Genomic DNA, 26,687 nt, shown 5'->3' on the forward strand with positions numbered 1-26,687 from the left:
GAGCAAAAAGGGGATGGTTTGATTACAATTTCATTGCGGTTCATGTTGGAGTGAAGCGCCTCTGCAGGGTATCATACAGTGATAAAGTTCCATACGCCCTAAATCGATCTGTAAACGCATTTCTGGCGCAAAATTATATATATCAACGAGGCAACGCATGACCGTTATACGTCAGCAAGATTTTATCGATAGCATTGAAGATGCTTTGCAATTTATCTCTTATTATCATCCTTTAGACTATGTTCAGGCAGTTGAAAAAGCCTATAACCGTGAACAAAGCCAGGCCGCGAAAGACGCCATGGCGCAAATTCTGATTAATTCCCGCATGTCGGCAGAAGGGCATCGTCCACTTTGCCAGGATACCGGGATCGTCACCTGTTTTGTTAAAATTGGCATGAATGTCAGTTGGGATAAAACCGATATGACGGTGCAGGAAATGGTCGATGAGGGAACCCGTCGTGCTTATCTTAATGCTGATAACCCGTTACGAGCTTCGATTGTCGCCGATCCTGCGGGAAATCGCCAAAATACCAAAGACAATACCCCAGCTGTTGTTCATCTGGATATGGTTGCCGGCGATAAAATCGAAGTGATGATCGCCGCCAAAGGGGGCGGTTCGGAAAACAAATCGAAAATGGTCATGCTTAATCCTAGCGACTCGATTGTCGACTGGGTAGTCAAAACCTTGCCCACTATGGGCGCTGGTTGGTGTCCTCCCGGCATGTTGGGTATTGGTATTGGTGGTACTGCAGAAAAAGCCGCCGTATTAGCTAAAGAAAGCTTGATGGACCCGGTGGATATTCACGAATTACAGGAGCGCGGCGCACAAACTACCGAAGAAAAGTTGCGTCTGGAATTGTTTGACGCCGTCAATAATCTGGGTATCGGCGCACAAGGATTAGGAGGGTTAACTACGGTAGTGGATATCAAGATCAAATCCTTGCCAACTCACGCTGCTTCCAAACCAGTAGCGATGATCCCCAATTGCGCGGCCACCCGTCACGCGCATTTTTATCTGGATGGCAGCGGCCCGGCCGAACTGAAAAAACCGAATCTGGATGACTGGCCCCAGGTGACCTGGGAAGTGGGCGAACAAACCCGTCGAGTCAATCTGGATACCGTTACCCGCGAAGAAATCCAGCAGTGGCAAGCCGGTGAGACAATCTTGCTCTCGGGTAAAATGCTGACCGGTCGTGACGCTGCACATAAACGTATTCAAACCATGCTGGAAAATGGTGAAGGGATGCCGGAAGGGGTTGATTTGACTAACCGCTTTATTTATTACGTGGGACCTGTTGATGCTGTTGGTGACGAAGCAGTTGGACCAGCAGGCCCGACAACAGCCACAAGGATGGATAAGTTTACCGACATGATGTTAGAACAAACCGGTTTGATTGGCATGATTGGCAAGGCCGAAAGGGGACCTGCCACGGTAAAGAGTATTGCCAAACATAAAGCGGTTTATTTAATGGCGGTGGGCGGCGCGGCTTATCTGGTTTCCAAGGCAATTAAAAAGTCCCGTGTGGTGGCCTTTGAAGATTTGGGTATGGAAGCAATTTACGAATTTGAAATCGAGGATATGCCAGTGACAGTAGCGGTGGATAGCAGCGGTAATAATGTTCATGAAACCGGCCCGGCGATCTGGAAAGTAAAAATTCAGGAAATGGAAAGCGCATAGGCCAACTCTCAACCAAGGCGTCAATTGACGCCTTTTATTTTGGCGTTGAGTTTAATACTCCCCGGATAAACACAGGCAGGAAATTATAATAATGAATCTGGATATAACCCTTTTGCATCTGGCCCTGATTGGCGGCTCGGCGATTTTGGCGGGCATATTGGTATGGTTAATGATGAATAGCCAACAACGAAAAGCAGATGCAGCCTGGAAAGAGCAGGAACAGCGGTTAAGCCTCGAATTGCAGACGATGACCGGACAACTGCAGCAAAAAGAACAGCAGTTACATGATTTTCATCAACAACAGCTAAGAATCGAAGGGCAATTGGGACATTTACGCCAACAGGCTGAGCAACTGGGTGAAGTTCAGCAGGAAAGGCAGCAATGGCAACAAAAATGGCAGCAGGAACAACAAAAGTCAGCAGATTTACAAACCCGCTTGAGTTCCCAGCAGGCCCGTTTCGAACAGGAAATTCAGGCCAGTGAAGACAAATTGAAATTGTTGCAGGAAGCCGAAGTCCGCCTCAAAGAGCAATTCGAGAACCTGGCCAATAAAATCTTTGAACAGAAAACCGAAAAATTCAGTGCTGCCAGTAAAGAAGGACTGGATCTGCTGTTGAATCCGTTAAAAGAGCAGATTGAAGGCTTTAAAAGGCAGGTAACTGACCAGTATGTGAAAGAAGGCCAGGAACGCGCCTCATTGAAAACCGAAATTCTTGGTTTAAAGGAATTGAATCAACAGATTACCGCAGAAGCAGCCGCACTGACCAAGGCATTAAAAGGTGATAACAAGCAGCAGGGCAATTGGGGAGAACTGGTGCTGGAGCAGATTTTATCCGAGTCAGGATTACGTGTCGGGCATGAGTATGACACCCAGGGACAGTATAAAAACGAAGACGGCAAAGCCTACAAACCCGATGTGATAGTGCATTTGCCGGATAACAAGGATGTGATCATCGACTCCAAAGTTTCTCTGGCGGCTTATGAGCGTTATTTTAATGCGCTGGATGACAAAGAACGACAAGGTTACTTAAACGAGCATATTTTGTCGCTACGTACTCATATTAAAGAGTTGGGTAAAAAAGATTACCAAAAACTCGAAGGTGTACGTACGCTAGATTATGTATTGCTGTTTATTCCTATCGAACCGGCGTTTCTGCTGGCGCTGGATCAGGCGCCTGATTTAATGAAACTGGCACTGGATAACAATATTATGGTGGTCAGCCCGACTAATTTGCTGGTGGCATTACGTACCATTAATAATATTTGGCGTTACGAACATCAAAACCGTAATGCCCAGGATATTGCCAAAAAAGCCGCCGCTTTGTACGATAAATTTGCCGGTTTTACCGCCGATCTGGAAGGGGTGGGAGTGAGCCTGCAAACTGTGCAGAAAAAGTATGATGCAGCGATGAATAAGCTCAGTACCGGCAAGGGTAATCTGGTACGTAGGGTAGAAGAATTTAAATCACTGGGAGTGCAGACAAGCAAGCAGGTAAGCTCCAGTCTAAATGACATTTCAAGTGAAGATGAAAGCTAAACAGCCTCTGCCATTTAGGAGCCGTTAATGAAAATCAGCAAAATAATGTCAAAACCCGTTGTGACGGTGGGCATCGATGATCGTCTGGAAAAAGTCCATGATATTTTCGCTCACGCTCATTTTCATCATTTGTTGGTTGTTGCGGGGAGCAAATTATTGGGCGTGGTTTCTGATCGCGATCTACTCAAGGCGATCAGCCCGAGGGTAGGTAGCAAAACCGCCACCGAAAAAGATAATGCGTCTTTAAATAAACGGGTCCACCAGATTATGACCCGTAAACTGGTGGTGATTAATCAGGATCAAACTGTGATGCATGCTGTTAAGTTATTTAATGCCAATAGTATTTCCTGCTTGCCTGTGGTCAATGACGCCGGGGAATGGGTCGGAATTGTCAGCTGGCGGGATATTTTTCGTCAAATCGAGCAGTTGAAAACACACTAATTTAATTTGTTAAATCTATGTTATAAATAATCCGGATGCAGGTTGTCTGCATTTCAACCGGAGAAAAATATGACAGATCAAAACAACAATATACCCGGATGGTTTATGCCTGTGGCCATCATTGCCGTTGTGTGGAATTTAATGGGGGTATCTGCCTTCGTGATGCATATGATGATGACACCGGAGGCTATCGCTGCATTACCAGCAGAAGAAGCGGCGCTTTATGACAATATGCCGCTATGGGCCACTGTCGCTTTTGCCGTTGCGGTATTTGCTGGCGCATTGGGCAGTTTGCTGCTGGTGATAAAAAAGGCCTCAGCCAAGCCAATACTCGTTTTGTCGTTAATCGGCGTATTGGTGCAAATGTATCATTCCCTGTTTATGTCTAACTCTATTGAAGTTTACGGACCGGGCGCTATGGTGATGCCAGTAATGGTAATTGTTATCGCTTGTTTGTTGGTATGGATGGCCAGAACGGGTTGTCAAAAAGGCTGGTTATTGTAAAACAGACAAGAGACACAATAGCGCAGTTTGTGTCTCTTGCTTATACCAGGTTTATTCTTCTACAACCTTGCCCCACAGATCATATTCGTCGGCGTGCATGATTTCAGCCCAAACCAGATCGCCCGGCTGGACATTGAACTCGTCAGTTAAATACACTTTGCCGTCAATTTCCGGAGCATCGGTATAACAGCGGCCAATCGCGCCTTCGCTATTAATTTCATCAATAATAATCTGGTATTCCAGACCAATCCTGGCCTGCAACTTGTCTGCGCTGATTTGCTGCTGTTTGAGCATAAAACGCTCAAAACGTTGCTGTTTGACTTCTTCCGGCACCGGATCGGGCAGATCGTTAGCTTTGGCACCTTCCACATCGGAATACATAAAGCAGCCGACGCGATCAAGCTGTGCCTGATCCAGGAAGTCCAGCAGCATCTGGAAATCTTCTTCGGTTTCGCCCGGAAACCCGACAATGAAAGTAGAACGAATTACCAGTTCAGGGCAGATTTCTTTCCACTTTTTAATTCTGTCCATGGTGCGCTCGGCAGCGGCAGGGCGCTTCATCAGCTTCAGGATACGTGGGCTGGCATGCTGGAATGGAATATCCAGATAAGGCAGAATTTTACCTTCGGCCATCAAAGGAATCACTTTATCCACCGAGGGGTAGGGATAAACATAATGCAAGCGTACCCAAATACCCATCTCTGCCAGTTTGGTGCAAAGTCCTAACATATCGGTTTTAACCGGCATGCCATTCCAGAAACCGGTCTGATGTTTGACATCCACCCCATAAGCGCTGGTATCTTGCGAAATAACCAGTAATTCTTTGACCCCGGCATTTTTCAGTCGTACTGCTTCATCTAATATTTCGCCAATCGGACGACTGACCAAATCACCACGCATGGACGGAATAATGCAGAAGGTACAACGATGATTGCAGCCTTCGGATATCTTTAAGTAGGCGTAATGGCGAGGAGTCAGTTTTACCCCAATATCCGGCACCAGATTTAAATAGGGATTATGCACCGGCTGTGGCAGATGATCATGCACCTGGTTAACGACTTCCTCATAGGCATGTGGGCCGGTAATCGCCAGTACATTAGGATGTACTTCACGGATCTCGTTTTCTTTAATCCCTAAACAGCCAGTGACTATTACTTTACCGTTTTCAGCCAGTGCTTCACCAATGGTATCCAGCGATTCCTGTACCGCAGAATCGATAAATCCGCAGGTATTGACGATAACCAGATCAGCGTCATCGTAACTGGGTACCACATCGTAACCCTCGGTACGTAACTGGGTCAGAATACGTTCGGAATCGACTAAGTTTTTTGGACAGCCCAATGAAACAAAACCGATCCGCGAACCATTGGAATCGCCGCCTGTCTTCTCGGTTTCAAGCACCTTAACGGGCGTTTCTAATGTAGTGGTTTGTTTGGGATTGAATGTTTCTACGGTCATCAGCAAGCTCAAATATAAAGTACAGCTATAAAATTGCGCGGATTATAGCTGAAATAGGATAAAAACACAGATCTGTTAGTCGCTCGAGTATGGGGGACTAGCCTCATATTTGCTGTAATCCTGTAACAGGAAAGTCTGACATCTCTCTTTTATCTGTTTGATTTAATTTAATAAATGTTCCATAACTAGAGCTGGTCGTTGTTACAGGTCAGCTCATGTCCAAGTCAACTCGTTTCATACAGATATTATTGTATTTTGCTGCATTCTCTCCGCTGCTGGCAAACGAAGCTGCAACTCCTGCGCCGACTCCTTGCTCAACTGCTACCAATCGTCCTTGTACTGCGCTAGTGCTGGGAGGTGGTGGCGCCCGCGGAGGCGCACATTTGGGGGTTATCAGGCAGCTTGAATCGCAACACATCCCTATAGATATTATTGTTGGTACTAGCATTGGGGCGTTTATCGGCGGTTTATACGCATCTGGGAATAGTCCTGATGAAATACACAAAATTCTAACGGAGTTGAATTGGGGATCGGGCTATCGCGACAGCGTTTATCGCGATGAAATGCCGATGCGACGCAAACAGCAGCGGGATGAATTCCCTATCAGGTTTGATCTGGGAGTTGATCTTGATGGAATTAAAGTGCCCAAAGGAGTGTTGCTTGGACAGGCTATGGCCGAGCTGGTGGTGCAGGCATACGGTGTACAACCGGATTTAGCGCATTTTGATCAGCTACCTATCCCTTTTAGGGCGGTAGCAACCAATTTAATTAACCGTGACGCGGTGATCCTGGAATCCGGTAGCCTGGTATCTGCTGTTCAAGCTTCCATGTCAATTCCTGGCGTTGTCAGACCCATGCAACTCAATGGATTACTGTTGGTGGACGGCGGTGTGGCAAACAACTTGCCTATCAGTATTGCCAGGCAGTTGGGGGCTATGCGCGTTATTGCGGTGGATATAGAAGCGCCTCTCAAGACTCAGGAACAACTTAATTCGGCTTTTGCTATTACCGAACAATTATCCGGTTTTCTGGTTAAACAAATGGTTAATGAAGAAAAAAAACAGTTGGGTAGTGACGATTTGTATCTTAACCCCAAAGTAACCGATATAAGTACTATGGATTTTGAGCGTCTGGAGGATGCCGTCAATGCCGGGAATGAAGAAGCGTCAAGGCACTTTGAACAGTTACAGCGCTTTTCCGTGAATCCCGATGCTTATCAAGCATGGATGAGGGGCCAGCGTAACAAGTTATTACCAGAGCTTAATATTGATAGTCTGGCACTGGAAAATAATAGTTCACTTGATGATGAGGTGTTATTGCAGCGCCTGGGGTTTGATAACCACTCACAGTACGACACCAGCCAATTAAAAGAAGGGATACGCCAGGTTTACGGGCTAGATATTTTTGAAAGAGTATCCAGTCACTTGTACCAGAAACCGGATGGAGGAACAGAACTTAAAGTAAGGGCGGAAGAAAAAAGCTGGGGACCGGGATATCTTAATTTTCGTCTGATGTTGGAAGATGATTTTCACAGCAATCGACATATGCAATTTGCTGCTTCCTATACACGCACCGGTTTATCCTCTCTTGGTGCTGAATGGCAAACCGAAATTGCATTAGGCACGGATAAAGTGTTCAGTACCGAGTTATATTGGCCGCTAGTCAGTTCCAGTACTTTTGTATCCGGCAAAATTAACAATCACAGTGAATCGCTGGTAGTTGAAGATCCGAATGGCTTGTCGTTAGGCGAGTTTTTTAAATCCGAGACTGTTGTTAATGCTTCTGTGGGCTGGAATATCTCAGATGAAGGGGTGTTAACCACAGGCTGGATTGATAAAAATGGTAGCTATCGGTTGCCTAGTATTTTGGCAACCAGTTTGGGTTACAGTCGATTAGATTACAGACGTAAGGGAGTGGAATGGCATTTTGCCTGGGATAGCCTGAATAACGCCAACTTTCCGACTCGGGGGCTGAGGTTAAAAGTTCAGCGGCAGTGGCTGGATGACCGTTTTCTTGAGTCAAATTCCGATAGCATAAATAGCTCCTACGAATTTGTTGCTGCTAAAGACTGGCACAATCACGTATTTAAAACACGCTGGAGCATGAATAAATACCAATCTCAAGAAGGTGATATTGGGCTGGAGCAGTATGCGCTGGGCGGGTTACTCAATTTATCCGGTTATCCGCGCAATTATTTATATGGTCCCGACGCACGCTTCGGTAGTTTTATTTATATGTACAAAATGAACGAAAATCGTTTCAGTTTTTTTGACTCGCCATTTTATCTTGGCGGTTCTATAGAGAGAGGACGAGTCAAGGAAAGTTGGCTGCAACAGGAAGGGGATGATATCGCTGAATGGATTTGGGCTGGGAGTATTTTTGCCGGTTGGGATAGTCCATTAGGACCGATTTATTTTGGTTACGGGCAAGCTGAAGATACCTATCGAAAAAAAGCTTATCGTGTATATTTGTCGCTGGGGCAAAGTTATTAAACAAGCAATAAGGTAGATAAATTATATTCTTAAGACCAAATTAAGGTTTGCAACCTAAAATGCAGTCAATCAAGGTTATTGTCGTCAATGCCGTCACAATGAAAAGCTGTATTTTATGAATATTCGATCTGTTTTCACTTATGTTGTTGTACTTATGCTTGGCTTTATTATTCGGCCCAGCCAGGCTATGGAAAACTATCAACAGCAGATTAGGCAACTTCATCAGTCTTGGGCTGAAGTGACCTTTCAGTTACAGGGACAGGCGCAAAAAGACGGATTTGAACAACTTAGGCAAGTCACTGGCCAATTGTTGCAAAACAACAATGATAAAGCCGAAGTCTGGCTGATGAGTGGCTTGATCAATGCCAGTTACTCACAAGTGGCAGGAGGATTACAATTACTTAAGTTGGCCAAAGCTGCCCGGCATGATTTGGAAAAAGCGATTCAGATTGATGATCAGGCCATGCACGGGATGGCTTACTATTGTTTGGCCAATTTATATCATCAGGTTCCCGCCTGGCCTTTCTCGTTTGGCAGTGACAAAACGGCTAAACGATTATTTGATAAAGCGTTGCAGAACAATGCAAATGATGCTGCCGCACATTATTACTACGCCCAGTTTTTATATGATAATGAATTATTTGAGCAAGCCAGGTTGCATTTTATGCTATCTAAAGTTCATTCAGCAGATAGTATCAAGATTGCCGAGCAATCCCGTCTACAATTAGCCAATCAGCAGCTTGCCAAGTTAGATAAAGATCACGCACAAAAGTAGCTGAAATTAGCTATCTTAATGTGTATAAACAGCAACTTAAACCTTAACAAAAGATGTAGTGATGCGCATTTTACTGGTAGAAGATGATCGTCAACTGGCTGAAGGACTCAAGCAGTCACTGAAAATGGAAGGCTTTGCCGTTGATCTGGTCGAGAATGGTAAAGACGCGTTGCATGCTACCGTAGTGGCAGAATGTGACATGGTTATACTCGACCTCGGCTTGCCTGATATCGACGGCATTGACGTTTTAAAAACAATACGTAAACAGAAGAAAACCATTCCGGTGCTGGTACTGACTGCCCGTGATTCGACTCAGGACAAGATATTGGGGCTGGATTATGGTGCAGATGACTATCTGGTTAAACCCTTTGAACCTTCAGAACTCTTTGCCCGTTTACGGGTGTTTGAACGGCGTTTGGGGACTGCAAGTTCGTCTTTAATTGAAATTGGTCAGGTTTGTCTGGATACCGCTAGCCATTCGGTTGTGCTGGACGGTGAGCAAGTTGATGCATCACGCCGTGAATATATGGTGCTAAAGGCTTTGATGGAAAATTCCGGCAGAATACAGTCACGTGAGCAACTGGAGTCCAAGTTGTATGAGTGGGGAGAAGAGATCGCCAGCAACGTTATTGAGGTGCATATTCATAATCTGCGTAAAAAATTACCTCCCCAGTTTATTAAAACGATTCGCGGTGTTGGTTATTCTGTGAATAAAGCATGAACTCAATCCATCGTTACCTGGTACTTTTTTTACTCGCGTCTATTACCTTGATTACCTTTGCTGCCGCGATCAAGGGTTACAATTCGAGTATGTCCAAAGCGACCACGTTATTTGATGCTGAACTGAAGTCGCTTGCCAAAACGTTAATATCGATAGACAGTCTGCTGCCAGTTGCCGAGCTTGATGATGAAGCGAATCTGGCGTTTCAGATTTGGCAAAATGATGCATTGATTATGCGCAGCAAGAATGCACCAGAGGACAGGTTAACTTTATTTGAGCGCGGTTTTCGGGAAGAAAACTTTTTGGGGCAACGATGGCGAACCTACGCTATCGAGCATCGCCCAAACCAGCGATGGGTGCTGGTAGCACAACCTGTCAGCCACCGCTTTGAGCTGGCTGAAAATCTGGTTATTGCCGCAGTTACACCGCTCATATTCAGTATTCCGTTGCTGGCATTGGTTATTTCAATGGTGGTTAAACGTGGTTTAGGTTCACTATTAACGCTTTCCGGCGCGTTGCGAGATAAAAAAGCCAATGATCTTGCGCCCATTCATTTACCCAATACACCGGATGAATTAAAACCGGTGACGGAAACCATGAATAATCTGTTTGCCCGACTGGACGCCGCGTTTTCAAGAGAAAAACGTTTTGCCTCAGACGCTGCCCATGAATTACGCACCCCTCTGAGCGTGTTAAAGATCAATACTCATAATCTGGTACTTGAGCTGAACAGCAAAGGTATTGAACAAAGCAATCTGAGCTATCTGGAACAGGGCGTGGAAAGAATGAGCCATGTGGTTGATCAAATTTTACTGCTCAATCGCACCAGCCCGGATCAATTCAGCGCCAACTTTAGTTTGATTAATTTAAACAAACTGGCCCAGAAGATCATTTCCAGCCTGTATCCTGAAATCGCTGAACGACAACAAACTATCGAATTGGATGGCGACGCGGTTGTGGTTCAGGGTGAAGAGTTTGCACTAGGTATTTTGCTGCAGAACCTGATTAGTAATGCCAGTAAATATAGTCCCCGCCAGGGCCAAATCAGGGTGTTAATTCAGCAAGTTGGCCAACAACCCTGCATCTGCATCGAAGATTCCGGGCCAGGGATTGCAGAAAACGAGTATCAGCGTGTGTTTGAGCGTTTTTATCGGGTAGGAGGCGATCGTCACGATTCTAAAATTGTCGGTTGTGGATTGGGTCTGGCTATTGTCCAGCATATTGCGCAATTGCATCATGCCACATTACATTTAGGACGTTCCGCACTACTGGGAGGGCTGGAATTTAAAGTGTGTTTCCCCTCACTAAAGGTTGATAAAAATGATTAGGGCGGCGTTAGTCTATTCAGCGCTTGGGTTATTGATATTAATGTCAGCTCCCAGCCACGCTGCGATACAGGCGTTTGAGCTACATATCCGTGATCATTTGTTTTATCCGGCCAGCATCAGGGTGCCGGCCAACCAGAAAGTAAAATTGATTATTCACAACCATGACGATACCCCGGAGGAATTCGACAGTTTCTCGTTGAACCGCGAAAAAGTCATTTTTGCCGGACGTAAAGTGACGATTTACATTGGTCCGTTAAAGGCGGGCGAATATCCGTTTATGGGGGAATTTAATCCCAATACGGCGCAAGGGGTTGTCATTGCAACCCGGCAGCAGGAGAACGGTAATGTTAATTAATACTGTTGTACTGTTTTTGCGTGACGTGTTGCCAGTGTTTATTTTGATGAGTCTGTTGCTTGCTGCCAGTGAATACCTGCAAGTCAGGCTAAGATGGTTGTTTTTCTGTTTGCCGTTTGGATTATTAGGGGCGGTTGTATTGATCAACCAGATAGGCTTAATCAGCGAATGGTTTGACGGAGCAGGCATGGAAGTGATGTTATTTAGCCTGCATTTTTGTATTTATTTACTTTCTGTCGGATACGCTTTTTTACAGCAGGCAGGAGCACGTTACACAGCTAAATTAGCGCTGTGCTCTGCAGTAATGATGACGTTGGTATTTTGGGTTTGTGGCGCCAATTTTTTGGTGTTTTTTATGGGCTACTGGTCTCAAACCAATGCGGCTCAAGCTTTGGTGTTAGGCGGTGTTTTGGGGTTGGGAATTAATCTGAGTGTCGCGACACTACTGTTTTTCGCTGCAATCTGGATGATGAACCGGTTCGGTGTGTTTGTGCAACTTCTGATGTTACTGGTGTTTTCCGCTGGTCAAGCGGCCCAGGCGACACATTTACTGGTCCAAATCGACTGGTTGTCGCAAACAGCCCCATTGTGGGATAGCAGCGACGGGATCGCAGACAACTCGGTGATAGGCCATTTTCTCAGATCGTTAATTGGTTATGAAGCGGCGCCCAATCTCTATCAGGTAATTTTTTATGCTGGCGGCCTGTTGTTTCCGGTTACGGGCCTTTATCTGTTCAATAGATATCAACATCGAACCACTTTAGTAATGGAGGTTAGACAGTGAAGTTAAGGTTAAAGACAGTTTATCCGCTCGGGTTGTTGGTATCTCTGATATCAGCGCAGCCCGCCCTTGCTGACGGCGCGGTAGTGGATAAAGTCTACCATCCCTATGTGCTAGCAAACGAACGGGAACTCGAATGGCGTTTTACCTCAAGACAAAATGATAATGGCAATGTGCTGTCCCAGCGTCTGGCTTACGGATATGCGCTATCTGACGTGGTGAGTGTGGAAGGATATCTGGTCTTTGAGCGCGACCAGTCCGATGATTTCGGTTTGCAAGGTTACGAAATTGAAACTCGCTGGATGCTGACCGAACAAGGGCAGTACTGGGCAGACTGGGGGGTGCTATTTGAAGTGGAAAAAGAGCATCAACGGGATAATTGGGAAGCGTCGGCAGGTTTGCTGGTTGAAAAAGAGTTCACTCATACCAGCCTGACGCTGAATATGCTAATGATCTATGAATGGGGTAACGATATTGCTAACGAAATGGAATCCGAATTCAGATTAAAATATCGCTATCGCTGGATCCCTGAACTACAGCCAGCCATTGAGCTGTATACAGGCGAAGATTTTGTCGGATTAGGCCCTGCTTTTATGGGGGTACACCGTTATGAAGGCAGTAAACAGCTGAAATGGGAATTGGGGTTTATTGCCGGACTGAACGGCGATAGCAAAGATCATACTTTACGTTTTTCGCTGGAATGGGAGTTTTAGCTTTTATAGGTAATACCTATCAATTTTATAAAATAATACGATTTTAACAATCCAATATAATCCACTACCTTTGTTGCAGATTATTTTCGCCATTCAGAATCGCAGTCAACTAAAGGTAGAAAGGTTATGACAAAAACAACTCTGACAACATCTTCCGGCGCACCAGTTGCCGATGACAACAACAGTATTAGTGCAGGTTCCAGAGGCCCGCTGACGTTTGATAATCATTATATGTTCGAAAAGCTTGCCCACTTTAATCGAGAACGCATTCCCGAGCGGGTAGTGCACGCAAGGGGGACTGGTGCTTATGGCACTTTTACCTTAAACAAGAGTTTACAAGATTACACCATTGCCTCATTTTTACAGAAAGTAGGCGATAAAACGGATGTATTTGTGCGCTTTTCAACTGTGGGTGGTGGCCAGGACTCCAGTGATTATGCCCGCGATCCACGAGGCTTTGCGGTAAAGTTCTATACAGACAAAGGTAATTTTGATCTGGTGGGAAACAATACGCCGGTGTTTTTTCTCAACGACCCGATAAAATTTCCCGATTTTATTCATTCGCAGAAAAAGGATCCAAGAACCAATACGCCCAACCCTGCCAGAATGTTTGAATTTTGGGCTAATCATCCACAATCTTTACATCAAATGACGATCTTGATGTCTGACCGCGGTATACCGGCATCCTACCGCCATATGCACGGTTTTGGCTCACATACGTTGAGTTTGTGGAACCGCAATGGCGAACGTTTCTGGGTAAAATGGCACTTGAAATCTGACCAGGGCATCAAAACTTTTACCAACCAAGAAGCGGCCGGCAAGTGTCCGTTCGGTGCACAGCAGGATTTGGTCGAGGCGATTGACAACAAGCAATTTCCCAGCTGGACGGTTAAATTGCAGATTATGCCTGAAGCTGAGGCACAGGATTACAAGGTCAATCCTTTTGATTTAACCAAAATATGGTCACACAAGGATTATCCGTTAATTGAAATTGGCAAGTTGGAGCTTAACCGTAATGTGAATAACTATTTTGCGGAAACCGAGCAGGCAGCTTTTGCCCCCAGTAATCTGGTGCCGGGCATTGGCGCTTCGCCAGACAAAATGTTGCAGGCACGCTTGCTCGCCTATCAGGACGCGCATCGCTACAGAGTTGGCGGCAATGTTAACCAAATTCCGGTAAATGCACCTCGTTGTCCGGTTAATCATTATCAGCGAGATGGCGCATTTGCAGGAATGTGCCCGGCATTTGGCAATGAAAATAACCAGCATGATAAAGTCAATTTTTACCCTAATGATCAGCAAGAGCAGGGCGCACCTGTTGCGGATAGGCAGGTAGCTGCTCCACCTATGCCTGGGCTGGAAAATGCCTGGATCGGCTATCACGATCAGTCACAAGAGGATTATTATACTCAGGCAGGAGACTTGTTCAGATTGATGAGTCAGGATCAGAAGCAGCAATTAGTCAGTAATATTGTTGAAGGTCTGTCGATGGCAACCGATACGGTTAAAAGTCGTATGATTGTCCAATTTAGCAAAGCAGATAAAGAGTACGGTAGTATGATTCAATCTGCTCTGGCCTAAATATTGGTCAGATAAGCTTCCGTCGTAATGGTAAAACTCGGGCCTGGTGCCCGAGTTTTTTGTTCGTTTCTGTCTAATACCAATCCGTATAATGGTTTGTCTGACCCTTATTATTGATAAAAACAATCAACACGATGTGTACAAACAATTATCCTTAAAGCTAAATAAGAACTATTATCAATTATAGCAAGTTAGCCATTATGGATACCGAATTATGATTAAATCACTGACCTTTACCCTTATGCATTTCACTATTGCTTTTACAGTGGCCTACCTGTTGACTGGTGACTGGGCAGTTGGCGGGCTTATCGCATTAGTTGAGCCCTGGTGAATAGTGTCGGATATTATTTCCATGAAAAGATCTGGTTGCGCTTTGAGCATTCCCGGCAACTCAATGGCCCGAATCCGATTTCACTAAGGTGTCCTTTACACCAATAAAAATGCCGCTCAAGTGAGCGGCGCGATTGAATGATAAAACTCGGTGAGTGATTAAAAGCTGCTGGTATCCTGAAATAACCCCACTTTAAGATCGTTGGCCTGGTAGATAACGCGGCCATCGACCGCGACTGTTCCGTCACCCAGGCCCATAAACAACTTGCGCTTAATTACCCGCTTCATATCAATTTTGTAAGTCACTTTTTTGGCTGTAGGCAATATCTGGCCAGTAAATTTCACTTCACCAACACCTAAGGCTCGCCCTTTGCCGGGGCCCTCGCACCAGCCCAGAAAGAATCCGACCAGTTGCCACATGGCATCAAGACCGAGGCAGCCTGGCATCACCGGATCGCCAGGGAAATGGCAATCAAAAAACCATAGGTCCGGGTTAATATCCAGTTCAGCGAGAATATATCCTTTGCCATGTAAACCGCCTGTCTCACTGATCTCGACGATACGATCCATCATGAGCATATTAGGGGCGGGCAGCTGACTGTTGCCGGGGCCAAATAATTCTCCTTGGCTACAACGTAAAAGGTCTTCCTTGCTAAAACTGTTTTGCTTTAATGTCATAAATAACTTCACCAGAAAATTTGAACCGGTAATTTAGCGAACACTTGTACGCTAAACAACTCTGAACAGTGATTAATTTTAAATATTTTGAACATTGTTGAGCAAAAGTTATGATGCAAGATAATTATTACAGATTATTTTCACGGTGGGAGGAAGAACCGGTGAAAAAATTGAATGCGAATGCCGAAAAGCAACGCAGATATAGAGACAGACAAAAGCTTAAAGGTAAAAAAGAATTACGCGGCTACGTGACACCTGAAGCGCAACAGTGTTATCAGGATCTGGCGGATAAATCAGGTTGGACCGACAGTGAACTGCTATCCAACGCGTTACGCATAACTTATGCAGCTTACAAATGCGGACAGATAAAGCTGTTAAATGAGTGGCTCAAAGATCATGGTCGCTAACGTAAATAGCAATGTGCAAGCATGTCTGTAATTGCGTTATATTTTGACCTTGAAATATACGGTCAGCAACGTTTAACTCTTGATGGAGAATAATAATATGGTCAGAACGCAGCTGATGGAAATCAATGGCCAAATCAGCCTGGGTGGGGAAGAGCTTATCGAAAAAGCCACTAGCCTGCCGGGTGCTAAAATCTGGATTGATGTGGAATTGACAGACAAGCAGGCAGTACAGCAGTTTTTAATCGAACAAGGCTGTCATCCTCTGGCTATCGCAGATGCATTACGAGATCGGCATCCCCCTAAAATTGAGTTGTTCGACTCACATATTTTTATTCTTTACCGTGGCGTACTGGCGATTGAAAATGATCTGGATATCGAACATTTGCAGTTAGCTTTTTTTATTTCGGACAACAAGTTAATTACGGTACGTCATGGTCATTCAAAAGGTGTTGAAAAAGTATGGGCAATGGATAATTCATTGCTGATAGATAGTCCCTTGCATGTAGCATTGAAGGTGATGCATACCTCTGCAGGAATCTACCTCGAACAAATTTTACAGTTTGAGAATAAGCTCAGTGATTTGGAAGATGCATTTTTACAGCGGGGTAATGATCAGATGATGGCTGAGCTGGTTTCCTATCGTTCCAGACTGGTTAAATTGCGCCGAATATTTAGTTATCACTGCGGGATCAGTGACAGCCTGCATACTGAACAGGGCGTGCGTAGCGCTTTGATTACCGAAGCACATATTCATGAAATTATTGATGTTAAAGATCGATTTGAGCGTCTGTACACCCTGGTACAAATGCATTATGAGCTGTGTGGCGATTTGCTGGACGGTTATTTATCTATCAGTTCTCACCAACTTAACGTGACGATGCGGGTGTTAACCGTGATTACCGCCATTTTTGTGCCGCTGAGCTTTTTGGCCGGACTATACGGAATGAACTTTGAGATGATGCCGGAACTTAAGTGGAAATACGGCTATTTTATTCTTCTGGGGGTGATGGCAGTGGTCGCCGTTGGGCTATTGTCATTTTTCAAACGTCGGCGCTGGATGTAAGTGGTATGCCAAAAGATTGGTGGGAGCAGGAACTGTTTAAAGTGGGTGAATACAGCCTGGCATTGAGCCAACTGGTCACCGCACTCGTTATTGTTATTGTGACTTTTGTTGTGTCGGCCATGATGCGTCGCACCCTGCTGCGGATTGGCCGAGGGCGTGCAATTACTGCACAAGCCCAACTTTATGTGGCAAATCGCATATTACATTATGTAATACTGGTCATTGGGCTATTGATTGCGGTCTCCAGCTTAGGAATTGATGTAGGTAAGCTGGCGTTGGTCGCCAGTGCATTGGGTATTGGTATCGGCCTGGGCTTGCAGGGAGTGGTGAACAACTTTGTCTCCGGATTGATTATCCTGCTGGAAAAAAGTGTCAAGGTTGGTGATTTTATTGAACTGAATTCGGGCCTGGTGGGTGAGGTTATCGAAATTCATATGCGCGCCACCCTGATCCGCACCAACGATAACGTAGATATTCTGCTACCTAATTCAGAGTTAGCCAACGGCATGTTGACCAACTGGACGCTGGAAGAAAATATCCGCCGTTTCAGAATACCTTTCAGTGTGGCCTATGGTAGCGATAAGGAGCTGGTCCGTACTGCAGTACTGGAAGCGGCAAATGCAGTCAAACATACGTTGACCACCCAAGGGCATGATCCGATAGTGTGGATGACCGGATTCGGTGATAGCGCTTTGCATTTTACCCTTGGCGTATGGGTACATCCAGAGCAGGTCAAGCGTCCAACGTCACTCTATTCGGATTATCTATGGGCAATTGATGATGCGCTTCGAAAATATAAAATTGAGATTCCTTTTCCGCAACGGGATTTGCATTTTAAATCCAGTCAGTTAAGCCAACCAATAGTGCCTCAAGGCGATGATTTGTAACTACCAACATTTGCTGAGATTGCACTCCTTCAGGTAATATTCGTCTGTAACCTGTTTGGGTTACAACATTGTGTTTTATTCTCAGGGCGGGGTGAAATTCCCCACCGGCGGTAATTTAGTGAACTTTTATAACTAATCAGCCCGCGAGCGCCTTTATTTTTATAATAAAGGGTCAAGCAGATCTGGTGCGTTTATGACAAACAATTCCAGAGCCGACGGTTAAAGTCCGGATGGGAGAGCATAAGACAAAATCCGTTTCTACATCCGTAGAAGCGTAATGCTTGTCGTTTTCAAAAATGCATCGTTTGGATGCCTTTTTGTGCTTTTACATGCCCTGATTCTGGTTATTTATTATTGAGGAAATTACCATGAGTCAGACTTTACAAGATTATTTTGGAACGGCATCACAACGTGTCGAAAAAGCCCTAACCGCGCTAAGGGAAGGTCGGGGTATTTTACTGGTCGATGATGAAGATCGCGAAAACGAAGGTGATCTGATTTTTTCCAGTCAACATTTAACCGTCGAACAGATGGCGTTGATGATCCGCGAATGTAGCGGCATTGTGTGCTTGTGCATGCAAGATGCCGATATTAAACGTTTGCAATTGCCACAAATGGTGACAGAAAACTCCAGTCAATTTCAGACGGCTTTTACCGTGTCAATCGAAGCAAGGCAGGGTGTCACAACCGGCGTGTCTGCGGCCGACAGGGTGCAGACCGTTAAAGTGGCGTCCCACCCGGATTGTGCACCTGATAACTTGAGTCGTCCGGGACATATATTTCCTTTACGGGCAGAACCGGGAGGGGTATTGAGTCGCAGAGGGCACACCGAGGGTACCGTCGATTTAATGAAACTGGCCGGATTATTGCCTTCAGGTATTTTATGTGAGCTGACCAACATTGATGGCAGTATGGCGCGATTACCGCAAATTATCGAATTCGCCAAAACGCATCAAATGCCGGTCTTGACCATTGAGGATATTGTTGACTATCGAAGCCGTGAATTAAAAAAAGCGGGTTAATAGTAAACATTTAGGGCTCTACAGACTGATATTCTTCAGTCTGTAGAGCGGCAACGGAACTAACTGACAGACGTTGACTCTACTATTTTTTGTAAAAAATATTGATGTTTAGATGGAACGACAAGCGCAACAACGCCAGGTAGTCGCTGTTAACTATTCAACCATTTGGTTGATTGTGCTTTCCGTTGTTGTTCATCTGATTTTTCTGGCGTTGCTAAATCGTCCCTTTGAGACAATTCAAACAGATAGAGAACATTCAGCCCCTGTGGTTAAAGCCAGGCTGTATTTCCCACCGCCTCCTAAACCAGCGCCAGTACCACAGCCGGAGCCCGTGAAAGCCTTACCTGAAAAACCTGATGAATCGATAGCTGATCAAGTGCCGAAAAATACTGAAAAAACACAACCACAAGCAGACGAAACCGTATCCGAACAACCAATAATTGAAGATAACGTCGTATCCGGGAAAAATATCGCAAGAAATGTCGACAAACCTTCGACTGAACCTGCAGAACAACAAAGCTCAACTCAGATAGAAAAAGCGTACCGTCATATCGGCCAGCATAATCAGTCTAAAGTTCAGCAGATGGCCGCCGAAGCTGCCGCAGAATTTCGTCGCCGACAAAATTCACCTGCTATCGCGCCAACCGCAACCCCTGAATTAAGCGCGGATGAGCAACTGATAGAAAGTATCCAGAAAAAAGCCAATTGCGACGGCGTGGCACGTAAAACCACAGCCATACTTACCGGCTTGCTGGGAGCTAATATCAAATGTACCGCGACACCAGATTTCCAACCCTACATACAACAACATCTTGATAAAGTCGGAGCTGGAGAAAAGCAAAACTAATGTTAGGCTTAGTTCAGTTTAATTATTCACAAATAGAAGGATTTTGTTATGTCTCATCATAGTATTGACTATATAGAAATGCCCTCAAGCAATATTGACAAGACCAAAACATTTTTTAGCCAGGTTTTTGGCTGGGAGTTTACCGATTACGGCCCTGAATACACAGCGGTAACCAACGCCGGTATTGGCGCCGGGTTTTATCTGGCTGATTTAACCAGTCAAACCCAAAATGGTAGCGTACTGGTTGTACTTTACAGCGAATCATTGGAGCAAAGCCTGCAACAAGTCGAGCAGGCGGGGGGGACGGTAATCAAACCTATTTTCAGCTTTCCGGGCGGTCGCCGTTTTCAGTTTAACGATCCAAATGGCAATGAATTTGCGGTTTGGTCCGAATAGTGTACCGAATAGTTTAGTTAGGGTTTGTCGGTGTGTTGTGCTGGTAATGCGGCTTTATCTTCATTAACCGGTGGATAACTTAATTTAATTACCGGTGTCTGCAAAATAAGGCTATTAGGGTAGGTGATCAGATCACCGTTTATATGCCGGATCAGCACATGAAAGCTGCTGATTTCTTCGATAATACCAACCAGATCGTAATCTTTGTTGGCAACTTTGATATAGTCGCCGACTCGATAAGGAAAATTAAAAAATATCAGTACCCCTGCAGTCAAGTTACTTAAAATCGACCACTGGGCAAATAATGCAATACCCAATACAGCGAATGTGGAAGATAAAAATACGGTGAATTGTCCATAGTCGATGCCAAGAACCAGGGTAGCTAAAATGAGAAACAGGACAGAATGAGCAATCAGTACCAGCTGTCGAACCATCAATTTACGCTGGATAGTAGCTTGTTTGGTCGAGACCAGTTTGGTAAATAATAAATTCAGCCAACGTCGGGTAATAAAAAAGCCGACTACAACCAGTAAAATCAGCACATAATCCAAGTTCATGGCAATAACCTTATATGGGTAAATCTGTGTGACGTATTATTTTACGCTATTGTGTTTAAAACCCTGCAAGAAAGGAATAACAAAATGAAAAATAAGCAATTTATTCTCGCCGCTAGACCCGTGGGAGAACCTAAAGAAACTGACTGGCAACTTCAGGAACCGGATGTGGCAGAATTAACCGAGGGGCAGGTATTGGTACAAGTCGAGTATCTTTCGCTGGATCCTGCCATGCGCGGCTGGATGAATGATGCCAAATCCTATATCGAGCCGGTCAAGTTGGGCGAAGTCATGCGTGCCGGAGGCGTGGGTAAAGTGGCTCAGTCCCGCAGTAGCCATTTTAGCGTTGGGGACCATGTGCACGGTATGTTAGGTGTGCAGCAGTATGCGGTGGTAAAAGATAAAGGATTGCATAAAGTTGACCCTGAACTTGCGCCATTACCTCGTTATCTAGGCGTATTAGGTATGCCTGGTATGACGGCTTATTTTGGTCTGTTAAAAACAGGCTTGCCTCAAGCCGGGGAAACCGTTGTGGTATCTGCTGCGGCGGGCGCTGTGGGGACAGTAGTAGGCCAGATTGCCAAAATTAAGGGATGTCGAGTCGTAGGCATTGCTGGCGGTGAAGACAAGTGTGCTTATCTGATTGATGAACTCGGCTTTGACGGAGCTATTGATTATAAAAATACCGATGTAAAAGCCGGTTTAAAGCAATACTGTCCGGATGGTGTGGATGTGTTTTTTGACAATGTCGGAGGCGAGATACTCGACGCCGTGCTGGCCCGAATTAATCTGCATGCGCGTATCGTAATTTGTGGTGCCATTAGCCAATACAACAATACCAGCGCAGTGAAAGGTCCGGCTAATTACCTGTCACTACTGGTTAATCGCGCCCGGATGGAAGGTATTGTGGTATTTGATAACGCTAAACATTATGGTGAGGCTGCTCGCGAAATGGCGGGCTGGATTGCGCAAGGGAAACTGAAAGCCAAAGAACATATTGTGGAGGGACTGGAGTCGTTTCCGCAAACATTGATGATGCTATTTAAAGGCGAAAACTTCGGCAAACTGGTGCTAAAAGTCTAGACTTTTGGCAACGACCTTCAACATATGCCCTAAATTGGAGCAAATAGAACAATTTGCTTCAATTTATGCGTAGATGATCTATTTGACTCGTAGTTTGGCTTGTTAAAAGTCGGCGAAAAGAGGGGCGAATTGCATTTTCCAGGCATAAAAAAGCCAGTCATTTGACTGGCTTTTTGGTATTTTTAGTCGATTAAAACTTATTTATCGATTTTCTTAAATGGGCGTTTGTCATAACCGGTATACAGCTGACGAGGACGGCCAATCTTTTGTCCCGGTTGACTTAACATTTCATGCCAGTGAGAGATCCAGCCAACTGTTCTTGCCAGGGCAAAAATACAGGTAAACATGTTGGTTGGAATACCGATGGCTTTAAGAATGATACCTGAATAAAAATCAACATTCGGGAACAGTTTCTTCTCGGCAAAATACTCGTCATTAAGTGCTATTTTCTCAAGTTCCATGGCCACTTCCAGCAAGGGATCATCGATATTGAGTTCTTCCAACACTTCATGACAGCTTTCACGCATAACAGTGGCTCTTGGATCAAAGTTTTTATATACGCGATGGCCAAAGCCCATTAAACGGAATGGGTCGTTTTTATCTTTAGCTCGGGCAATAAACTCGGGAATGCGGTCAACGCTACCTATTTCCTGCAACATATTCAGGCAAGCTTCATTGGCCCCGCCATGAGCAGGCCCCCACAATGATGCGACACCGGCTGAAATACAGGCGTAGGGATTGGCACCTGAAGAACCGGCCAGACGTACTGTAGAGGTAGATGCATTTTGCTCATGATCGGCATGCAAGGTAAAAATACGATCCACCGCACGGGCAACAGCCGGGCTAATTTTATAAGGTTCGGCCGGAACCGAGAACATCATATTCAGAAAGTTTTCAGCATAAGACAGCTTATTACTTGGATAAACGAAAGGCTGTCCAATATTGTACTTGTAGCACATGGCAACCAAAGTTGGCATCTTGGCAACCAGTCTGTACGCACTGCGTAAACGTTGTTCCGGATCGGTAATATTCAGATCATCGTGGTAAAACGACGCCATCGCCCCCACTGTGCCACATAACATCGCCATAGGATGCGCATCACGACGGAATCCGCGGAAAAAGTTGTTAATTTGATCGTGAATTAAAGTGTGGTGGGTAATGGTTTGTTTAAACTCTGCATATTGCTCTGAATCAGGCGCTTCGCCATGCAACAACATGTAACAAACTTCGAGATAATCGGCTTCACGAGCTAATTCTTCGATTGAATATCCGCGATGTAATAAAACACCTTTAGCACCATCTATATAGGTGATATCAGACTCGCAAGAGCCAGTGGCCATAAAGCCTGGGTCAAATGTAAAATAACCGTTCGCCCCTAAACTGCGAATATCAATAACGGGGTGGCCAGCGGTACCGGTTAGTACAGGGAGTTCTATTTCCTTGCCACCAACCGTCAATGTGGCTTTATTGTCTGCCATTTGTTGCTCTCCTTCAGAATTTTTCTGTGGTCTAAGCTATTAAAAATAGCCGCTATTTGTACTGATAAAGATGCGTTAAGTCAATTTTAATGATTTTTCGACTATTATTTATCCATTTGTCATTTTTATGCTGAATTTGTAACTATCTAATTTGGAACAAAAATTGTATTTAGTGGCATGGCTGGATATACTTTCGCTGATTGAGCTGAAGCTGAATGTCAGCAGTATAGCCGACAATTTATAGCTTTAATCACTCATTCGACTGAACGACCTTCAGGTGTCGGTAAAATAGGCCAAACTATTTCCGATGACAATGATAATAACCAGTTCTAACAGGACTAAACAGGCAACAAATCGTGAAAAAGCAAAGACCAGTAAATTTACAGATTAATACGATTAGTTTTCCGCCAGCAGCAGTATCCTCCATCCTCCATCGTGTCACCGGAGTGGCATTATTTTTTGCACTTATCTTTGTAATTTGGGCATGGGCGGTGTCGGTATCTTCAGCTGACGGCTTTATCAGCATTCAACAGTGCTTATCAAGCTGGTGCGGGAAAATTATCGCAATTGGAACCATATCTGCATTGACCTACCATGTATTAGCCGGCTTACGCCACATGGTTATGGACTTGGGGCATTGGGAAGAGCTCAACTCAGGTAATAACAGTGCGAAAGCAATTCTCATATTATGGGTTGTGTTAACCGTCATCGCGGGAGTAGTAATATGGTAACTAATCAGGCATCTCTTAAACGTGATGGAGTTCAGGACTTCGTTTCGTTGCGCGCAACAGCCATCGTCATATGTGCCTTCACTTTTTATATGCTGTGGTTTTTTCTGGCGACACCCACCATCACGTTTGAAATCTGGCACAATTTATTTGCCAGTTTGTGGATGAAGGTGTTTACCTTCGCAACATTGGTTTCCATTATGATCCATGTTCGCATCGGCCTTTGGCAGGTATTAACCGACTACGTTAAGCAGCCTGTATTAAGAGCGTCTATTCAGTTTTTATTGAACTTGCTGGCATTTGCTTATAGTGCAGTGGGTTTATTTGTATTGTGGGGTGTCTAAGTGAGTATTCCTGTACATCAATTTGATGCAGTTGTTATTGGCGCAGGTGGCGCCGGCATGCGCGCTGCGCTGCAAATTTCCGAATCAGGCAAATCCTGTGCATTATTATCCAAAGTATTCCCAACCCGTTCTCATACAGTATCGGCGCAAGGCGGTATTACCGTAGCGCTGGGCAATGCCCATGAAGATAACTGGGAATGGCACATGTACGACACTGTTAAAGGGTCGGATTTTATCGGTGATCAGGACGCCATTGAATACATGTGTAAAACCGGTCCTGAAGCCATTATTGAATTAGAAAATATGGGACTGCCGTTTTCACGCTTTGAAAATGGTCGCGTTTATCAGCGTCCTTTTGGTGGTCAGTCCAAAGAATTTGGTGGCGAGCAAGCCGCCCGAACTGCAGCAGCAGCAGACCGTACCGGCCATGCTATGTTGCATTTGTTGTATCAGCAGAATGTTAAAAACAAAACTAAAGTTTTCAGCGAATGGTATGCGCTGGATTTGGTTAAAAATCAGCAAGGCGACATTGTTGGTTGTACCGCGATTGATATGGAAACCGGTCAGGTGGTTTATTTTAAATCCAAGGCCGTTGTACTGGCTACCGGTGGAGCAGGGCGTATCTATGCGTCTACTACTAACGCACATATTAATACCGGCGACGGTGTGGGTATGGCACTACGTGCAGGTGTACCGGTACAAGATATGGAAATGTGGCAATTCCATCCCACAGGGATCGCTGGAGCGGGTGTACTGGTGACCGAAGGTTGCCGTGGTGAAGGTGGTTATTTGCTCAATAAAGACGGTGAACGTTTTATGGAACGTTATGCGCCTAATGCTAAAGATTTGGCCAGTCGTGATGTTGTAGCGCGCTCGATGATCACTGAAATTCGTGAAGGCCGTGCCTGTGATGGCCCTTGGGGTCCTCATCTTAAACTGAAACTGGATCATTTAGGTAAAGAAGTACTGGAATCCCGTTTGCCAGGGGTTTGCGAACTTTCTCGCACTTTTGCTCACGTCGATCCGGTTAAAGAACCCATTCCGGTTATCCCGACTTGCCACTATATGATGGGCGGTATTCCAACCAACGTAAATGGTCAGGCGCTAAGTGTTGATGCTAACGGTAAAGAAACCCCGATTAACGGTTTGTTTGCTTGTGGCGAGATTGCCTGTGTTTCGGTGCATGGTGCTAACCGTCTAGGTGGTAACTCATTATTGGATTTAGTGGTATTTGGTCGTGCCACCGGATTGCATTTGGCTGATGCCTTAAATGAAATCGGTGAACAGTCCGACGCCAGCGAATCTGATCTGGAACAATCCTTGTCCCGATTTAACCGCTGGGAAAGCTCAGAAGCGGGTAAAGGCGAAAGTCCTGAACAGATCCGCAAAGATATGCAGCAATGTATGCAGCTCAATTTCTCGGTATTCCGTGAAGGCGAAGCAATGGCATCAGGTTTGTCAGAATTAAAAGAAATTCGTGAACGACTCAAATCAGCCCGCCTCGACGACAAGAGCAGCGATTTCAACACGCAGCGTATTGAGTGTCTGGAACTGGATAACTTGATGGAAACGGCTTACGCAACTGCGGTTGCAGCTAACTTCCGTACTGAAAGTCGTGGTGCTCATAGTCGCATCGACTTCCCGGATCGTAATGATACAGATTGGTTGTGCCACAGTATTTATTCTCCACAAACTGAGTCTATGCTCAAACGTGAGGTGAATATGTCGCCTGTCACTCGTGATGCTTTCCCGCCGAAAGCCCGTACTTATTAATAGGAGCCAAGTCAGATGAAATTGAACTTCTCAATTTATCGTTATAATCCTGATGTAGATAATGCTCCTCGTATGCAGGATTATTCTCTGGAAGTCAGTGAAGGTCAGGACATGATGGTGCTGGATGCCTTAATCCAGCTTAAAGAACAGGATCCGACATTGTCTTTTAGACGCTCTTGCCGTGAAGGGGTATGTGGTTCAGATGGTATGAACTTGAACGGCAAAAATGGTTTGGCCTGTATCACGCCATTATCGGCACTCGGTAAAGGTAAAATTGTTATTCGACCTTTACCCGGGTTACCTGTTGTACGTGACTTGGTCGTTGATTTAACCCAGTTCTATCAGCAGTATGAAAAAATTAAACCTTACCTGATTAATGATAATACCCAACCTCCGGCGCGGGAATATCTGCAATCTCCAGAAGAGCGCGACAAGCTGGATGGTTTGTACGAATGTATTTTATGTGCATGCTGTTCAACATCTTGTCCTTCGTTTTGGTGGAATCCGGACAAATTTATCGGACCAGCAGGCTTGTTGCACGCGTATCGATTCTTGGCCGATAGCCGTGATACTGCAACAGAACAACGGTTGAGTGATTTAGATGATGCATTTAGCGTGTTCAGATGCCATGGCATTATGAATTGCGTCAGTGTTTGTCCAAAAAATCTGAATCCGACCAAAGCGATTGGAAAAATCAAATCGATGCTGCTACAACGGTCAGTATAGGTAGCAA

27 protein-coding genes, 1 pseudogene and 1 riboswitch are annotated in these 26,687 nt (G+C 45.1%); of the genes and pseudogenes, 24 read left to right on the forward strand and 4 right to left on the reverse strand.

The features are described 5' to 3' along the window. The first annotated feature begins 157 nt into the window (after window positions 1-157). From V1467_RS09020 to V1467_RS09035, 4 genes are all read left to right on the forward strand, one after another. A complete protein-coding gene (locus tag V1467_RS09020; protein WP_416308461.1) occupies window positions 158-1,678 on the forward strand; it encodes a fumarate hydratase in 1,521 nt (506 codons plus the stop codon). A 91-nt stretch (window positions 1,679-1,769) separates the two neighbouring features. Beyond that, a complete protein-coding gene (gene rmuC / locus V1467_RS09025; protein ID WP_416308462.1) occupies window positions 1,770-3,215 on the forward strand; it encodes a DNA recombination protein RmuC in 1,446 nt (481 codons plus the stop codon). A gap of 27 nt (window positions 3,216-3,242) precedes the next feature. Next, entirely contained in the window at window positions 3,243-3,656 is a 414-nt protein-coding gene (locus tag V1467_RS09030) for a CBS domain-containing protein (RefSeq protein ID WP_416308463.1), read from the forward strand. A gap of 69 nt (window positions 3,657-3,725) precedes the next feature. Continuing rightward, the gene (locus V1467_RS09035; protein ID WP_416308464.1) at window positions 3,726-4,160 is read left to right on the forward strand and encodes a hypothetical protein; all 435 of its coding nucleotides are present in this window, start codon (window positions 3,726-3,728) and stop codon (window positions 4,158-4,160) included. Window positions 4,161-4,211: 51 nt separating this feature from the next. Here the strand turns inward: V1467_RS09035 and rimO are convergent, their stop codons facing one another. Beyond that, a complete protein-coding gene (rimO, locus tag V1467_RS09040; RefSeq protein ID WP_416308465.1) occupies window positions 4,212-5,618 on the reverse strand; it encodes a 30S ribosomal protein S12 methylthiotransferase RimO in 1,407 nt (468 codons plus the stop codon). 215 nt (window positions 5,619-5,833) lie between these two features. Here rimO and V1467_RS09045 point away from each other — a divergent pair, with 215 nt between their 5' ends. From V1467_RS09045 to V1467_RS09085, 9 genes and pseudogenes are all read left to right on the forward strand, one after another. Further along, window positions 5,834-8,110 carry a patatin-like phospholipase family protein gene (locus V1467_RS09045; protein WP_416308466.1) on the forward strand — a complete coding sequence of 759 codons (2,277 nt, stop codon included), beginning with the start codon at window positions 5,834-5,836 and terminating at the stop codon, window positions 8,108-8,110. A gap of 115 nt (window positions 8,111-8,225) precedes the next feature. Beyond that, window positions 8,226-8,885 carry a hypothetical protein gene (locus V1467_RS09050; protein WP_416308467.1) on the forward strand — a complete coding sequence of 220 codons (660 nt, stop codon included), beginning with the start codon at window positions 8,226-8,228 and terminating at the stop codon, window positions 8,883-8,885. A 61-nt stretch (window positions 8,886-8,946) separates the two neighbouring features. Further along, the gene (locus V1467_RS09055) at window positions 8,947-9,606 is read left to right on the forward strand and encodes a response regulator (RefSeq protein WP_416308468.1); all 660 of its coding nucleotides are present in this window, start codon (window positions 8,947-8,949) and stop codon (window positions 9,604-9,606) included. Beyond that, window positions 9,603-10,934 (forward strand): ATP-binding protein, encoded by a 1,332-nt coding sequence (locus V1467_RS09060; RefSeq protein WP_416308469.1) that lies wholly within the window; start codon window positions 9,603-9,605, stop codon window positions 10,932-10,934. Before V1467_RS09055 ends, V1467_RS09060 begins: the two co-directional genes overlap by 4 nt. Next, complete coding sequence (locus V1467_RS09065; RefSeq protein ID WP_416308470.1) at window positions 10,927-11,289, forward strand: cupredoxin domain-containing protein; 363 nt, start codon at window positions 10,927-10,929, stop codon at window positions 11,287-11,289. The genes V1467_RS09060 and V1467_RS09065 overlap by 8 nt, the downstream gene beginning before the upstream one ends. Beyond that, on the forward strand, window positions 11,279-12,073 hold the full coding sequence (locus V1467_RS09070; RefSeq protein ID WP_416308471.1) for a hypothetical protein: 795 nt from the start codon (window positions 11,279-11,281) through the stop codon (window positions 12,071-12,073). The genes V1467_RS09065 and V1467_RS09070 overlap by 11 nt, the downstream gene beginning before the upstream one ends. Before the next feature lie 32 nt (window positions 12,074-12,105). Then, window positions 12,106-12,783, forward strand: coding sequence for a hypothetical protein (locus V1467_RS09075; RefSeq protein ID WP_416308672.1), 678 nt, complete (start codon window positions 12,106-12,108; stop codon window positions 12,781-12,783). A gap of 126 nt (window positions 12,784-12,909) precedes the next feature. Continuing rightward, window positions 12,910-14,364: a catalase gene (locus V1467_RS09080; RefSeq protein WP_416308472.1), complete on the forward strand. Its 1,455-nt coding sequence runs from the start codon at window positions 12,910-12,912 to the stop codon at window positions 14,362-14,364. A gap of 214 nt (window positions 14,365-14,578) precedes the next feature. Further along, a pseudogene (locus V1467_RS09085) lies at window positions 14,579-14,802 on the forward strand (DUF2061 domain-containing protein). Window positions 14,803-14,853: 51 nt separating this feature from the next. Here V1467_RS09085 and fabA read toward each other — a convergent pair. Beyond that, window positions 14,854-15,372 (reverse strand): 3-hydroxyacyl-[acyl-carrier-protein] dehydratase FabA, encoded by a 519-nt coding sequence (fabA, locus tag V1467_RS09090; protein WP_416308473.1) that lies wholly within the window; start codon window positions 15,370-15,372, stop codon window positions 14,854-14,856. Between the two features lie 113 nt (window positions 15,373-15,485). On the opposite strand from fabA, the gene V1467_RS09095 reads away from it, so the two are divergent. The 6 genes from V1467_RS09095 to V1467_RS09120 all read left to right on the forward strand — a co-directional run bounded on the left by V1467_RS09095 (window position 15,486) and on the right by V1467_RS09120 (window position 19,994). Then, window positions 15,486-15,779, forward strand: a complete 294-nt coding sequence (locus V1467_RS09095) for a hypothetical protein (protein ID WP_416308673.1) — start codon at window positions 15,486-15,488, stop codon at window positions 15,777-15,779. Window positions 15,780-15,876: 97 nt separating this feature from the next. Further along, a complete protein-coding gene (locus V1467_RS09100; RefSeq protein ID WP_416308474.1) occupies window positions 15,877-16,842 on the forward strand; it encodes a magnesium transporter CorA family protein in 966 nt (321 codons plus the stop codon). A 5-nt stretch (window positions 16,843-16,847) separates the two neighbouring features. After that, window positions 16,848-17,729, forward strand: coding sequence for a mechanosensitive ion channel family protein (locus tag V1467_RS09105; protein ID WP_416308475.1), 882 nt, complete (start codon window positions 16,848-16,850; stop codon window positions 17,727-17,729). A gap of 73 nt (window positions 17,730-17,802) precedes the next feature. Further along, window positions 17,803-17,975: riboswitch (FMN riboswitch) on the forward strand. Window positions 17,976-18,097: 122 nt separating this feature from the next. Next, window positions 18,098-18,751, forward strand: coding sequence for a 3,4-dihydroxy-2-butanone-4-phosphate synthase (ribB, locus tag V1467_RS09110; RefSeq protein ID WP_416308476.1), 654 nt, complete (start codon window positions 18,098-18,100; stop codon window positions 18,749-18,751). A 112-nt stretch (window positions 18,752-18,863) separates the two neighbouring features. Then, window positions 18,864-19,598, forward strand: a complete 735-nt coding sequence (locus V1467_RS09115) for a hypothetical protein (RefSeq protein WP_416308477.1) — start codon at window positions 18,864-18,866, stop codon at window positions 19,596-19,598. Window positions 19,599-19,646: 48 nt separating this feature from the next. Beyond that, entirely contained in the window at window positions 19,647-19,994 is a 348-nt protein-coding gene (locus V1467_RS09120; protein WP_416308478.1) for a VOC family protein, read from the forward strand. 17 nt (window positions 19,995-20,011) lie between these two features. Here V1467_RS09120 and V1467_RS09125 read toward each other — a convergent pair whose 3' ends face one another. Further along, a complete protein-coding gene (locus tag V1467_RS09125) occupies window positions 20,012-20,551 on the reverse strand; it encodes a mechanosensitive ion channel family protein (RefSeq protein ID WP_416308479.1) in 540 nt (179 codons plus the stop codon). Window positions 20,552-20,635: 84 nt separating this feature from the next. Between V1467_RS09125 and V1467_RS09130 the strand changes: the two genes are divergently transcribed. Further along, window positions 20,636-21,631: an NADP-dependent oxidoreductase gene (locus tag V1467_RS09130; RefSeq protein WP_416308480.1), complete on the forward strand. Its 996-nt coding sequence runs from the start codon at window positions 20,636-20,638 to the stop codon at window positions 21,629-21,631. A gap of 197 nt (window positions 21,632-21,828) precedes the next feature. Here V1467_RS09130 and V1467_RS09135 read toward each other — a convergent pair whose 3' ends face one another. Then, on the reverse strand, window positions 21,829-23,109 hold the full coding sequence (locus tag V1467_RS09135; RefSeq protein ID WP_416308481.1) for a citrate synthase: 1,281 nt from the start codon (window positions 23,107-23,109) through the stop codon (window positions 21,829-21,831). Between the two features lie 356 nt (window positions 23,110-23,465). Between V1467_RS09135 and sdhC the strand changes: the two genes are divergently transcribed. From sdhC to V1467_RS09155, 4 genes are read left to right on the forward strand one after another with little or no spacing between them, the layout of a single operon-like run. Beyond that, window positions 23,466-23,840, forward strand: coding sequence for a succinate dehydrogenase, cytochrome b556 subunit (sdhC, locus tag V1467_RS09140; protein WP_416308482.1), 375 nt, complete (start codon window positions 23,466-23,468; stop codon window positions 23,838-23,840). Further along, a complete protein-coding gene (gene sdhD / locus V1467_RS09145; RefSeq protein WP_416308483.1) occupies window positions 23,834-24,181 on the forward strand; it encodes a succinate dehydrogenase, hydrophobic membrane anchor protein in 348 nt (115 codons plus the stop codon). The genes sdhC and sdhD overlap by 7 nt, the downstream gene beginning before the upstream one ends. Then, entirely contained in the window at window positions 24,182-25,954 is a 1,773-nt protein-coding gene (gene sdhA / locus V1467_RS09150; protein ID WP_416308484.1) for a succinate dehydrogenase flavoprotein subunit, read from the forward strand. A 15-nt stretch (window positions 25,955-25,969) separates the two neighbouring features. Then, window positions 25,970-26,680 carry a succinate dehydrogenase iron-sulfur subunit gene (locus tag V1467_RS09155; protein WP_416308485.1) on the forward strand — a complete coding sequence of 237 codons (711 nt, stop codon included), beginning with the start codon at window positions 25,970-25,972 and terminating at the stop codon, window positions 26,678-26,680. Window positions 26,681-26,687 lie beyond the last annotated feature (7 nt).

Origin of the sequence: Neptunicella plasticusilytica (genome assembly GCF_047922965.1) — a bacterium.
Taxonomy (GTDB): domain Bacteria; phylum Pseudomonadota; class Gammaproteobacteria; order Enterobacterales; family Alteromonadaceae; genus Neptunicella; species Neptunicella plasticusilytica.